The following is a 13,974-nucleotide window of genomic DNA, read 5'->3' on the forward strand; positions in this document are numbered from 1 at the left end:
GAAAGGAGCTATCCCAGACTCATTAAAGCTTCTAAAAACCGATATCCTGTTAAGAAAAAAAATGCCGCTCACTCGCTTAAGTGAACGGCATTACGGTTATGGCGATCAAAAATAACAATAGCGGTTATGTCTTTGTCACCATCTTGAGCCAGATCAATCAGCCGTTTTACGATGGTGTAATTGGCAATGCTGACGCCGTATTCGCTGGCGTAGGCCAAGTTACGTGCAACCGTTAAACCTCGTTCTAACTGGGTACTTTTAAGATCGTTTACGCGAGCGCCAATAAAATAAACGCCCATAACCAGGGCGATTAATCCTGTTGGCACCAATGCCAGAACCAAAACTCGTGTGCGTATTCCCCAATCAAACTTCATCATAGGTTTTAATCTTTTTAGTAAGTGGCCTGCTGTACTGCTTGGCGTAAGGTATCGGTATCCTTAAGCGGAATTCTTAATGAATGCATAACATTATTGTTGACCCGTATCAGAAAGGTTTCCGGATAAATGGGTTCCAGCACCTGATTCGACAGATCCAGCTTTTTTAATACCTGTTTGGCGGCCTGTTTTCCGAGTTCAAAGTTGTCGGTATAAAGTGTGGCTGCTGCACCTATATCGGTATAATTGCGAGTCACGCCAATCACTGGAATTTGATGTCGGAAAGCGGTTAACAAATGGCTTTTAATGTTTTCCTGTGAGTAGACCTCTTCATCGTATACGGTAATGATGATGTCTGCTTTTTGTGCCAGACGCTCAAGCACCCGTTGCGGCAGATCATTTCGACGCACAATATTAACCAGAGGCTCCAGCTCATGTTGTTGCATAACGTCATCAAATAACGGTTTAAGAGTTTTCCGTTGTTCGCTGATCAATAGGCCAACCCGCTGATATTGGGGGAAAGCATTACGGATAAGTACCGCAAAGCGCTGAAAAGGCTGATCGCGAAAAATACCGGTAATCAGACGCTTTTGATCCAGCGATGCCTTATACAGCGCACGTAATTCGGCCTGATTCACTTTCAGGCTAAATATTGGCAGGGTTTTATTGGTTTGCATCACATAACGGGTGGCCTGTTCGCCAATGGTTACGGCAAGATCATAGTCCCCACTGAGTTCTCGGCTTAATTCGGCAGGCGTTAGATCCTGACTGTTGACCAGATCGACTCTAATCAACCGGCCAATATGCTTGCGGGCGTATTCGCGAAAGCCCTTTAATATGGGTAAGTAGTTTCCAGCCTGGTTATCCAGCACAAACACCACTCTTGGGACAGCAGACGAAGATGTTTGAGCCGCTTCAGCGCTGGTTGAAAAATGAGCTGTTAGTAATAAAGGCAACCAACAGATGATTGTAGACTTGATGAATTGCAATGGCGTTATCCTGTTTATTTTATCTTGCCGTTATCCTTATGCTTGGCTGGTGAGCAGCATAACATACGGGTACAATGCCTTCCTTACCTTAATGATAAACTAAGCTATTGAAAATAAGAAATATTAGCCAGGACGATTCGTAAATAATGAATGTATTTGTGTTTGATATTGAAACCGTGCCGGATGTCGAAGCTGGAAGAGCCATTCATGAGCTGGATGGACTGAGCGACGCTGATACCGCTGAAGCAATGTTTCATCTTAACCGACAAAAATCCAATTCAGACTTTTTACCCCACTATCTGCATAAAATTGTTGCTATATCGGCGGTATTTCGCGCCAATGACAAGGTGCAGGTTTGGTCGCTGGGCGAAGAAACATCTTCCGAGAAAGAAGTGGTTCAGCGTTTCTTTGATGGCATCGATAAGTTTTCACCTGTACTGGTGTCCTGGAATGGCACCGGTTTTGACTTGCCAGTTTTGAACTATCGCGCACTGAAATATGGAGTAGGCGCCGCTCAATATTGGGATACTGGTGAATACGATTCCGGATTCAAATGGAACAATTACATCAGCCGTTATCATGCGCGTCATACCGATGTGATGGATCTGTTGGCCATGTATACCGGCCGCGCCAATGCGCCGCTCGATCATATAGCCAGCATGCTTGGTTTTCCCGGCAAGATGGGTATGAGTGGCGCCAAAGTCTGGGATGCCTATCAGGCCGGAGATATAGCCGGTATCCGTCAATACTGTGAATCTGATGTGCTGAATACTTACTTAGTCTACTTAAAGTTTGAGCTGATGCGAGGTCATCTCGATCAGCCTTCGTTTGACCGTGAGTGCCAGTTACTGAAACAGTTGCTGGCTCAATCGGAGCAATCTCATTTGCAACAATTTTTATCATTGTGGAACAACGCCTAGGGGAAAACGCCTAGGCTTTCCACTACACTAACTTCTCTACGACATCAGCTGGCAAGGCATTGCCTGCCAGCAAACATAACGTATTAAAATTCAGGCAGTAATTGATTTATGGCAAAACGACGCAGACGCAAGCCGGTTCCACAGGAGCCCGTTGAAATATCCATCGAAAAACTCTCCCATGAAGGTCGTGGTATCGGCCATATAGAGGGTAAAACCGTGTTCGTTGACGGCGCATTACCCGGCGAGCGGGTGATGATGAAATACGCCATGACCCGTGGAAAGTTTGATGAAGGATATGCCATTGAAGTACTGGAGGCGGCGGATAACCGTGTACCAGCGCCTTGCCAACACTTTGATATGTGTGGTGGCTGCAGCTTGCAACATATGGACTCGGAAGCACAAATCGAGTTTAAACAGTCGATATTGGCAGAGCACTTTAAACATTTTGGCGACATTGAGCCAGATAGTTGGCTGCCGTCTTTGCAAGCCGATACTCTGGGTTACCGTAAAAAAGCGCGACTGGGTGTCCGTTGGGTCAGTAAAAAAGAATCTTGTCTGGTGGGGTTTCGTGAAAAGCGCAGTAACTTTTTAGCAGAAATAGAATCTTGCGAAGTCTTGTACGATAAAGTGAGTGATTTAATTATGCCACTGCGTGAATTAATTGGCGGTATGGATGCCAAACAATCTACGCCGCAAATAGAACTGGCCGCCGGAGATGACAAACTGGCGTTTGTGATTCGCCATATGGAAGCCATGACAGAGGCTGATAATGCCAAGTGGTTAGACTTTGCCCAACAGAATGACATTGATCTTTATTATCAATCGAAAGGTCCGAAAACGGTTCATAAGGTTTGGCCGGAAGACAATAATGAGCGTCTCAGTTATCAACTGCCCGAGTTTAATGTAGAGCTAAATTTTCATCCGATGGATTTTACCCAGGTGAATTCATCCATCAATCGCAAAATGGTAAGTCTGGCATTGTCATTACTTGAGCCAGAAAAAAATGAACGTGTGCTGGATTTGTTTTGCGGACTTGGCAACTTCACCATTCCTTTAGCAACTGTTGCGGATAAAGTGATTGGTGTTGAAGGGGTGGATACCATGGTTGAACGTGGTTATGAAAACGCAAAGCATAATAATTTAACCAATGTTGATTTTTATCAGGCTGACTTACAACAAGATTTCAGCGAAAAAAGCTGGGCAAAAGAAGGCTTCGATAAAATTTTAATTGATCCACCCAGAAGCGGTGCAAAAGATGTGGTGGAGTATCTGCCCAAGTTTGGTGCAAAACGAATCGTTTATGTGTCCTGCAATCCTTCAACGCTGGCAAGAGATGCTGGTATCATGAAACAGCAGGGGTATCATTTAACAAAAGCCGGTGTCATGGATATGTTTCCACATACGGCGCACGTTGAATCGATAGCGGTTTTTGAAAAACGTTAAGTGGCAATTGGCATTTTTCTTTGGCTGTTAAGTGCAATAGCATTAACGGTTTGAAAATGTGTTAACTGTTTGCAGAAAATAAGGGTTGGTAATTAATATCATTAATGAAATTGTTGTTTGCAAACAACCCTTATTTTAGTAAATCAGATTCTAATTAATGCCAGTGTCTGATACATAAAACTTCAGATTAATAGAATTTCTTATAAATAGAGTTTCTAATTAATAAATTATCCGGATGTAACTATGGTTAAAGTGGCTGACAATCATTTTGTTGATTTTTCCCTGCACGATGACCCTCAAAAGTGGTTGTCGCAAATTCCACTTAAATACACCGAATCACAACAAAAACTGATCAGTAAAAGTTTTGCAGCTGCGCAGCAAACCTTTAAAAAACTACCCGCCGGCGAAAGTGAGTTTAAAGAAGGTTTAACCATTGCGGATACATTAATCCATTTGCATGTGGATGCTGCAACTCTGTCCGCTGCCATTATTTACCCGTTTTATCAGCAAAACCTTATTTCATCGGAACAAATTTCCGACTCTATCAGTGATGAAGTTACCTCATTGTGCCGTGGTGTTGAAGCCATGAATGCCATTTCAGCGGTACAAAAAAAACATCATACTGATGCCATGGACGGTCAGCAGACCGATAATTTCAGACGCATGCTTTTGGCCATGGTGGATGATGTTCGTCTGGTACTTATCAAACTTGCTGAACGATTATCTGTGCTACGTGAAGCCAAAAAGGCTGATGAAGAAACCCGTGTTTTTATCGCCAATGAAATTAAAGACATTTATGCGCCACTGGCTAATCGACTTGGGGTTGGTCAGCTGAAGTGGGAAATGGAAGATTTATCGTTTCGCTATCTAAATCCGGCACATTACAAATCCATTGCCAAGCAGCTCGACGAACGCCGGGTGGATCGTGAGCGTTATGTGGGACGGATCTTACAGACTATCGAAAATGAGATAGAAAAGTTTGGTATTCAACACGCTGAAGTTATGGGGCGTGCAAAACATATTTACAGTATCTGGCGAAAAATGCAGCGTAAAAACGTTGGTTTTGAAGAAATTTACGATGTCCGTGCAGTCAGAATTCTGGTGGATGAGGTTCCTCAATGTTATGCCGTACTGGGCATCGTTCACGGACTCTGGAATCACATACCAAAAGAGTTTGATGACTATATTGCGACACCAAAAGAAAACGGTTATCGCTCATTGCATACCGCAGTCATTGGTCCGGAAGGAAAAAATCTGGAAATTCAAATTCGCACAAAAACTATGCATCAGGAGTCCGAACTTGGGGTAGCTGCACACTGGCGTTATAAAGAAGGGGCGAAAGCTCAACAAGCCGGATTTGAAGCCAAAATATCCTGGTTGCGTCAGTTACTGGATTGGCAGGAAGAAGTGGCCGACAGTGATGAGCTGCTGGATGAATTTCGAAGTAAAGTGATTGAAGATCGCATTTATGTGTTTACGCCACAAGGAAAAGTGATTGACTTGCCCATAGGTTCAACGCCTGTTGATTTTGCTTATCATGTACATACCGATGTGGGGCATAATTGTCGTGGCGCTAAAATTTCCGGACGAATTGTCCCTTTGACCTATCGTTTGAAAACCGGACAGCAAGTTGAAATATTAACCACTAAAAATGGCAGTCCCAGTCGCGACTGGTTGAATCCTCATGCAGGTTATATTCGCTCATCCAGAGCACGCTCTAAAATTCATCAATGGTTTCGACATCAGGACAAAGATAAAAATGCCGCTGCAGGTCGAACTATTCTGGATAAAGATATTCAGCGCCACGGATTTAAAGAGGTTGATTTATTAGCGCTATCGAATAAATTTAACTTCCATTCGGAAGACGAACTGTATGCCGCAATAGGTGCTGGCGATATTGGCATGACTCAGGTCGTTAATAACATTCGATCCATGCAAGGGTTAGCGCAGAAAAAACAAAAGAATATTTTTCAGGACCACTCCGATCGAAAGCAGACAAATACCAGTGGCATTCAAATTGAAGGCGTAGGCAGTTTATTGACTAAAATTGCCGGCTGTTGCCGCCCTGTTCCTGGAGACGCTATCCGGGGTTACATTACTCAGGGGCGTGGTGTCGTAGTGCATCGGCAAGATTGTAATTATATTTTAAAGGCGATAGAGACTGTTCCTGAACGATTGATTCAGGTGTCATGGGGCGATGAAAATCGTGAGATTTATGACGTTGATATTGTAATTGTCGCTTACGATCGAAAGAGCCTGTTAAAAGATATTACGACTGTGTTTGCCAATGAGAAAGTTAGTATTGAAAGTATGAACAGTTCGCTGGACGGTAAAAGTCAAACCAGTTATATAACCGTAAGATTAAATGTTGAGAATACAGAAAAACTCTCACGAGTACTGGCGCAACTCAGTCAGGTATCCAATGTGATTGACGTGAAACGTCAGTCGTAAGCAGAGCAAATAATGAGTCAGGTGACAAAATGTCGAGCACTGGTTTAGAAAAATTGGTTGATGTTATGACCCAGTTGCGGGATCCCGAATCGGGCTGCCCCTGGGATTTAAAGCAAACTTATAAAACTATTATTCCCTATACCATCGAAGAGACTTACGAAGTGGTTGATGCTATTGAACGCCACGATATGGATGATTTAAAAGGCGAGCTTGGCGACTTATTATTTCAGGTTGTATTTTACTGTCAGCTGGCAAAGGAAGAAGGGCATTTTGCAATCGATCAGGTAATTGAATCCGTTTGCGATAAACTGATCACTCGTCATCCTCATGTATTTTCAGATGAAACCTACGAGACGGAGCAGGCGTTGAATCTGGCATGGGAAAATACCAAACATCAGGAGCGTAAAAAGAATAAAAACCAAACCAGCTTACTCGATGATATTCCCGAAAGTTTACCCGCATTAACCCGTGCTGAAAAAGTTCAAAAGCGTGCTGCTAAACAGGGGTTTGACTGGACGGATATTGCGCAGGTATGGGATAAGGTGTATGAGGAGATTGCAGAGTTAAAGCACGAAGAGCAAACTGCTGAGCCAGAGCAAACCGATAAAATAGAAGATGAGCTTGGTGATTTAATGTTTGCCATTGTCAACTTATCTCGCCATTACAAGTTAAATGCAGAGTCGGCATTACGACGTGCTACTAAAAAGTTTGAGTCACGATTTAGAATAATGGAGCAACAAATCGACAGGGAGCAGAAAACCTTGTCGGAGATGACATTGAATGATATGGAACAACAATGGCAACAGGCTAAGCGTACGCAACAACAGAATAAATAATATTGATTTAAACAGGATAGATAAAAGAGATGCGTTATGACCACATGGGTATTAATAAAATCTGATCGAGAACCGGTATTTACTCAGCAAGAGTTTAGTCATCAATTCTTTGACAGATATTCACGGCAACGTTTTATTAAAGTACAGGGTTGCTGCCTGTTATTACTGCTTGTGTTATTGCTAAGTAACAACGCCAACGCTCAAAGGTCAACCGAAGATAAAGCTGTTTCAGAGTTATTTCAAAGTTTCACTCAAAAAAACAATAATGCGAATGTTCTAGGCGCTTTACTGGCCGGTGAAGTCGACGCATCCACACCGTTTAATAATTTTTATACTGAACAGCACTTAAACCATTACCGAAAGTTGCAGCAGTCCTACCTGACCCAAGCTAAGGCTTTTCAAAAAAAACACTTATCACTTCAATCGCAAGTCAATCTGGATGTTTTTATTGAACAGCGAAAAAACACGTTAACTGAAATCGATCGTCCCGCTTATGAACTGGCTGTCTGGCAATCTAATGATTACTTGTCCGGGCTTTTCTTTATCAGTTCTGGCTACGGCCGTTTGTCGTTTGACAAAATTAAAGATTATGAGCAGTGGTTTGAACGATTACAGCAACTCCCCGAATTGATTATTCAGTTAAAAGTAAGTTTTCAGAAAGATTTAGATAAGGATGTTATTGCACCCGCCGCTTTGGTTAAACATTTAGCTGGCATTCTTAATTCGAATGCACCGCAAAGCATCGAGAACAGTGTGTTTTATCAGCCGGTTACCAATATGCCATCGTATTTTACTGCGAATCAAAAGCAGTACGTGATTATGCGTTACAGCAAAGTGATTAAACAATCGGTTTATCCGGCGATAGATCAATTAAAAGACCTATTGATTAACCAGTATTTACCCAAATCACAAGGCATAAAAAGCGTTACGAGTAGTGACCAGGGAAAGGGCTGGTACAGCAACCGGTTAGCAACATACATTGGTGATAGCATTGAGCCTGATGAACTGCATCAGGCTGCGCATTCTAATATAAAGCAAATAAAACAAGGATTGCTTGAAATACAAAAGCAGTCAGGTAAGCAAGGGACATTGTCTGAGTTTATACAACACATGAATGATACTGCTTATTTTTTTCAGCATGCCGAAACCCTGATGAAAAACTACCGTCAGGCGATGCATCAAATTAATAAACGAACACCTTCATTGTTTTCAGACTTTCCCAAAGCAACGTATCAGTTGGCATCCATTGATGAGATCAATGCTGCGAAGTCACCGGCTTTATATTATCAGTTAAAGAGCGTTGAAGAATTAATGATAGGCACACTGAATATTAATAGTGCTCGTCGATTACTGCATCCAAAGTGGCAGGTTAAAGCTCATTTGCTGAAGTATGGTGCACCCGGATATCATTTTTTGCACGCAATGCATAGTGAGTTGAATGACTTGCCAGTATTTCGTGACTCCGCTAATACAAGAGCATTTGAATTAGGATGGGGATTGTATACCGCTTCTTTGGGCGATGAACTTAAGGTTTATTCTTCATGGAAGGATCGACTGGGTTGGTTATTAATGGATTTAAAAGCGACGTTACTACTGGCCGTAGACACAGGCATTCACTTGAAGGGTTGGTCAGTTAACGACGCAAATGATTATTTGATGCAACATGGATTTTTTACCGAACAACAGGCGAGCAGTATAACGCACAAAATAATGTTACGTCCGGGCTTATGGAGTGCAGAAAAAGCCGGCTTTATAATGGTCATGCATTTAAAGCAACAAGCGATAAAGCAGCTTGGCGCATCATTTAATCCCAAACATTTCCATCAACAACTTTTACAAAATGGGCGACTGCCAATAGCCGTTGTTGAAAAAAATGTCACGCAATGGATTGGGAACGCTGCTAAAGGCGCGGTAGCTACTAAAAACGTCGAAAATACCGAGTAGTCAATCGTCGTTGAGTTTCAATACAAGTGTTTACAGCGTCGCTGAAAGTGCATCTGCGGCAGCTCTTGCTTGTTCAATTTCTAATTCGGTAAATGCATGTGAGCGCGGTGTCAGTGATAACATGCTTAAAGTACCAAAAATCTCACCGGAATGATAAACCGGAACACCAATGTAACTCTCCGGTTGCATGGCTTGAATAACCGGGTGCTCTCGCAACTCTTCAATGGTATTGATTTTATGATAATACACTGAGGCTTTATTTTGCAGCACCTGTAGGCATAGGCAGTCATTCAGATCGAGTTTATCGCCGACATTGGCGATTGGTATCTCACTAACCACTGAAACCACTTCATAAACGTTGCCATAAATATGACTAAACAAGGCCATTTCCATCGACAAGTTATCGCGGATTTTTTGCAAAATATCGTTTTGCCGAGAGGCCGTTGTGTTTTTTGTGGTCGTATGATCAGTTGTCAAAGTAATGAGTGCCTTTGTAAGAAGAGATTTAAGACCTGTTAAAAAGTATAGGAGTATATAGCCAACTTTACTCAACAACAGGTCGTAAATAAATCACACTGACGAAAGGCTACTCTTTAATTCCTGCCAGATCGGCAAAAAACGCATACTCAAGAGCCGTGTCTCTGTTGCGCTTAAAGCGTCCGGATGCACCACCGTGACCGGCTTCCAGATCCGTTTTAAAAACAATGGTATTTGAACTGGTATTGTATTCGCGTAATTTTGCGATCCATTTCATAGGTTCAAAATATTGCACCTGAGAATCATGCAGTCCGGTGGTTACTAGTATATGGGGGTAATCCTGACGACTGATTTGATCATAAGGTGAATAAGACAACATGTATTGGTAGGAGTCTTCATTGTTCGGGTTGCCCCATTCATCATACTCATTGGTGGTTAAAGGGATGGATTCATCCAACATAGTGGTGACTACATCAACAAAGGGCACGTGGGCTGCTATGGCTTTATACAATTCAGGAGCCTGATTGATCACGGCACCCATTAATAAGCCACCTGCACTGCCGCCTGCTGCAAACACTCTATCCTTGGCGCCGTATTTTTGAGCAACCAGCTCGCGAGTGACGTCGACAAAGTCATTAAAGGTATTTTTCTTATTGAACATTTTTCCGTCTTCATACCAGGGGCGCCCAAGCATCTGACTGCCACGAATATGGGCAATGGCGAAAACAAATCCTCGGTCAAGCAATGATAATCGGGAACCTGAAAAATAAGGATCAATGGTGGCCCCGTAAGATCCATAGCCGTATTGATACAAAGGATTGGTGCCATCTTGTTTGAATTTGTCTTTACGATAGACCAATGAAACCGGGATCTGCTTCCCATCGCGCGCTTTTACAAAAATGCGTTCACTTTGGTAGTTATTTGGATGGAATTCGCCCAGTACTTCCTGTTGCTTTAATAACGTTTTTTCCTGCTTCTTCATATTGTAATCATAAACACTGGCAGGAGTGGTCATTGAGCTGTAGTAAAGACGCAGCGTGTCAGTGTCGGTATGCGTATTGTTTGTAAAGCCTGCGACAAAAACCGGATCCTCAAATTGAATGTTGTGTTGTTTGTTATCATCCCAGTTAATGACGTTGATACGGTTTACACCATTTTCTTTCTCGTTGATTACCAGGTAGTTTTGAAACAGCTCTATATCTCTAATATACACATCAGGATTATGTGGAATGACTTCTTGCCACTGTGTTTTATCGTGTATGGCTTTGCCACTGGCTTTCATGATACGAAAGTTCTTCGCCTGCCAGTTGGTTCGTATGTAAAACGTATCGTTTAACTTTTCAAAGGCGTACTCGTGCTTATCTTCCAGCGGCGCAAACAATACAAAGTCGTCGGTGGGACGATTGGCGTCTAAAATAGAAGCACCTGAGCTGTCGGTGCTGTCGTGATAGATGTAGATAATGGAATCATCTTTGGTTTTGCCTAAAGAAGTGTAGAACGCTGAATTTGTTTCTTCATACACCAGAGAATCATCGCTTTGGGGTGTACCCAATTGATGACGATACACCTGATAACCCAATAAGGTTTGAGGATCTTTTTTAATGTAAAAAACGTGTTGATTGTCATTTGCCCAGATTATCTGACCATTTGTCTGGGTTAACACATCATTTACATTGGACTGATCATCGTTGAGTGATTTAAATTCAATGGTGTAAACGCGTCGGCTGAGAGTATCCGTTGAATAGGCCAAAATTTTATTGTCCGGGCTGACTTCATAATCGCCAATGGCAAAGTAGTCGTGCGCTTCTGCCATTTTGTTACCGTCGAGCAATATTTCTTCTTTCGCATCAAGGTTGTCTTTTTGGCGTAGGTATATTGGGTACTCTTTGTCACCTTCATAACGCTGAGTATAGAAGTAACCATTCTTTTTAAACGGAACCGTTGAGTCGTCTTTCTTTATACGGCCGTTAATTTCTTTGAATAGCTTTTCCTGCAAATAAGTTGTGTGAGCCAGAGTGGCCTCGGTAAAGCTATTCTCTGCTTCTAGGTGCTGTATAACCTCTGGTGCTTTGCGTTCATCGTTTCGCATCCAGTAGTAATTATCGATACGAGTGTCACCGTGAATGGACATTTTATGAGGTACTTTTTTAGCAACCGGTGGTTTTGGATTATTCATAGTGGCGGTTTCTAACTCTGACTTGTTGGCTGATTGGGTATTATCCGCTGGTTGGCAGGCAACCAGTGTCATCATCAATACAGCGTGAATGATTGGGTTATTTCGTATTGGATTCATTATATGACGTCCTTGCGTTTATATTTATTATTCATTGTTGAGTTGTATTGCAGTTAAGTTGTACTGCTTATGAGTCTTACCCTTGTTTAAACGATATCTGTAATGCAGCAATCTTATCGAAGGTGATGATCTTGTCGCTTAAAGTACAGGATCTTAAAGCAAAATACTTAGATCATATAATATAAAGCAAAGTTATCTTAAACAGTTCATATTAAGAGCGGTTATCTTAAAACAACATAGACCCAAATTCACTCAATGTTATAAATCAATCGATTAAAGACTGTGGAGAGAACGTGCTTCGATATCCGTTACTTCCCATATGAAAGACATTAGGATAGAACAAGGGCGCATTATTTACCGGATCTCGAATATTTTTTCTCGATTGAACCCCCTGTTCTTTGGTACAATATCCTCCCGTCTTGATATGACTCTTCACACAGATATTCCAGATAAATACCGGCAATGCGTTAAAGCGCAAAACTTTCTGTATTTTCAGTGGGTTAGCTTGTTTTTTGCATTTGTTAGTTGGTGTTGGAGAGCTTGTTTTTCATATTTAGTGCCTGATAGCAGGCGCGCGCCAAAGAATTATTAATGGGTGAGTAAATGGCTACGAAATTTATCTTTGTTACCGGTGGGGTGGTTTCCTCGTTAGGAAAAGGAATTGCTGCTGCATCATTGGCTTCGTTACTGGAGTCCCGTGGCCTGGAAGTCACTTTGCTAAAACTGGATCCTTATATCAATGTTGATCCGGGCACTATGAGCCCGTTTCAGCACGGTGAAGTCTATGTGACGGAAGATGGTGCAGAAACCGATCTGGATTTAGGTCATTACGAGCGATTTGTGCGAACCCGCATGTCGCAAAAGAATAACTTCACCACCGGCCGCGTTTACGCCGATGTGTTACGAAAAGAACGCCGGGGCGATTACCTTGGTGGCACCGTGCAGGTTATTCCGCATATTACCGATGAAATCAAAAGTAAAATATTAGCCGGTGCCGGTGATGCCGACGTTGCCATGGTAGAAATTGGCGGAACCGTTGGTGATATTGAGTCCTTACCTTTTCTTGAAGCCATCCGTCAGCTGGGTTACGAACTAGGCCGTGAGCGTGCCTTATTTATGCACCTGACGCTATTACCCTATATTAAAACCGCCGGTGAATTAAAAACCAAGCCTACCCAACATTCTGTAAAAGAATTACGCTCGATAGGTATTCAACCTGATGTACTGGTGTGCCGCTCCGAACAACCGATTCCAGCGGGTGAACGTGCGAAAATTGCGTTATTTACCAATGTTAAGGAAAACGCGGTAATTTCGATGCGTGATGTTGAGAGCATTTACCGCATTCCCTCGTTACTGCAACAGCAGGGGCTCGATGATCTGATCTGTGAGCGGTTTAAACTGGATGTTAAAGAGTCCAATCTGGAAGAGTGGGAGCAAGTGCTCTACGCTCAGGCCAACCCTAAAGGCGAAGTAACAGTGGCTATGGTTGGAAAATATATGGATTTAACCGACGCCTATAAATCTCTGTCGGAGTCTTTGACCCACGCGGGATTGAAAAACCGTGTAACGGTGAATATTCAGTACATTGACGCGGAAGACGTTGAGAAAAAAGGTACTTATCTGCTGGAAAATGCTGATGCCATATTAATTCCCGGTGGATTTGGTGAGCGTGGTGTTGAAGGTAAAATCTGTACCGCAAAATACGCGCGAGAAAATAATATTCCTTACCTGGGTATTTGCCTTGGTTTACAGGTTGCGGTGATTGAGTTTGCTCGCCATGTTGCCAACTTAGAAGGGGCGCACAGCACCGAGTTTGCACCTGATGCACCGCATCCCGTGGTCGGTTTGATTACAGAGTGGATCAATAAAGATGGCTCTGTTGAAACCCGTACCGAAAATTCTGATCTGGGCGGTACCATGCGGTTAGGGGCTCAGCCTTCGGAATTAGTTCGCGATACAAAAATTCATGCTATTTACGGCAGTGATGAAATCAATGAGCGTCATCGTCATCGCTATGAAGTGAACGATAATTATATTGCTCAGTTGGAAGCCGCAGGTATGAAAATTTCAGGTTATTCGGCGGCTCAACATCTGGTCGAAACCATGGAGCTGCCAGATCATCCCTGGTATGTGGCGTGTCAGTTCCATCCGGAATTCACCTCGACCCCACGTGATGGTCATCCTTTATTTACTGCCTTTATTGAAGCGGCCAGAATAGCGCAGCAAAACGAAACTCAGGAGAGTTAA

At 42.7% G+C, this 13,974-nt stretch carries 10 protein-coding genes; 6 read left to right on the forward strand and 4 right to left on the reverse strand.

Annotated features, from left to right (window positions below):
- Nucleotides 1-68: 68 nt before the first annotated feature.
- Nucleotides 69-377: a hypothetical protein gene (locus tag C8D97_RS16765; protein WP_109764963.1), complete on the reverse strand. Its 309-nt coding sequence runs from the start codon at nucleotides 375-377 to the stop codon at nucleotides 69-71.
- A 14-nt stretch (nucleotides 378-391) separates the two neighbouring features.
- Nucleotides 392-1,363, reverse strand: coding sequence for an ABC transporter substrate-binding protein (locus C8D97_RS16770; protein WP_170115284.1), 972 nt, complete (start codon nucleotides 1,361-1,363; stop codon nucleotides 392-394).
- Nucleotides 1,364-1,509: 146 nt separating this feature from the next.
- Between C8D97_RS16770 and C8D97_RS16775 the strand changes: the two genes are divergently transcribed.
- The 5 genes from C8D97_RS16775 (at nucleotide 1,510) to C8D97_RS16795 (ending at nucleotide 8,957) form a co-directional block, all read left to right on the forward strand.
- Nucleotides 1,510-2,283 (forward strand): 3'-5' exonuclease, encoded by a 774-nt coding sequence (locus C8D97_RS16775; protein ID WP_109764965.1) that lies wholly within the window; start codon nucleotides 1,510-1,512, stop codon nucleotides 2,281-2,283.
- A gap of 108 nt (nucleotides 2,284-2,391) precedes the next feature.
- The gene (rlmD, locus tag C8D97_RS16780) at nucleotides 2,392-3,726 is read left to right on the forward strand and encodes a 23S rRNA (uracil(1939)-C(5))-methyltransferase RlmD (RefSeq protein WP_109764966.1); all 1,335 of its coding nucleotides are present in this window, start codon (nucleotides 2,392-2,394) and stop codon (nucleotides 3,724-3,726) included.
- Nucleotides 3,727-3,969: 243 nt separating this feature from the next.
- Nucleotides 3,970-6,177 (forward strand): GTP diphosphokinase, encoded by a 2,208-nt coding sequence (relA, locus tag C8D97_RS16785; RefSeq protein WP_109764967.1) that lies wholly within the window; start codon nucleotides 3,970-3,972, stop codon nucleotides 6,175-6,177.
- Between the two features lie 29 nt (nucleotides 6,178-6,206).
- Nucleotides 6,207-7,013, forward strand: a complete 807-nt coding sequence (mazG, locus tag C8D97_RS16790; protein ID WP_109764968.1) for a nucleoside triphosphate pyrophosphohydrolase — start codon at nucleotides 6,207-6,209, stop codon at nucleotides 7,011-7,013.
- Between the two features lie 36 nt (nucleotides 7,014-7,049).
- A complete protein-coding gene (locus C8D97_RS16795; RefSeq protein WP_109764969.1) occupies nucleotides 7,050-8,957 on the forward strand; it encodes a DUF885 domain-containing protein in 1,908 nt (635 codons plus the stop codon).
- A gap of 30 nt (nucleotides 8,958-8,987) precedes the next feature.
- Here C8D97_RS16795 and C8D97_RS16800 read toward each other — a convergent pair whose 3' ends face one another.
- Together C8D97_RS16800 and C8D97_RS16805 are read right to left on the reverse strand one after the other, a co-directional pair.
- Nucleotides 8,988-9,434: a GAF domain-containing protein gene (locus tag C8D97_RS16800; RefSeq protein ID WP_109764970.1), complete on the reverse strand. Its 447-nt coding sequence runs from the start codon at nucleotides 9,432-9,434 to the stop codon at nucleotides 8,988-8,990.
- A gap of 109 nt (nucleotides 9,435-9,543) precedes the next feature.
- Nucleotides 9,544-11,727: a S9 family peptidase gene (locus tag C8D97_RS16805; protein ID WP_109764971.1), complete on the reverse strand. Its 2,184-nt coding sequence runs from the start codon at nucleotides 11,725-11,727 to the stop codon at nucleotides 9,544-9,546.
- Nucleotides 11,728-12,330: 603 nt separating this feature from the next.
- Here C8D97_RS16805 and C8D97_RS16810 point away from each other — a divergent pair.
- Nucleotides 12,331-13,974 carry a CTP synthase gene (locus tag C8D97_RS16810; protein WP_109764972.1) on the forward strand — a complete coding sequence of 548 codons (1,644 nt, stop codon included), beginning with the start codon at nucleotides 12,331-12,333 and terminating at the stop codon, nucleotides 13,972-13,974.

It is taken from the genome of Pleionea mediterranea (genome assembly GCF_003148745.1).
Lineage (GTDB): Bacteria > Pseudomonadota > Gammaproteobacteria > Enterobacterales > Kangiellaceae > Pleionea > Pleionea mediterranea.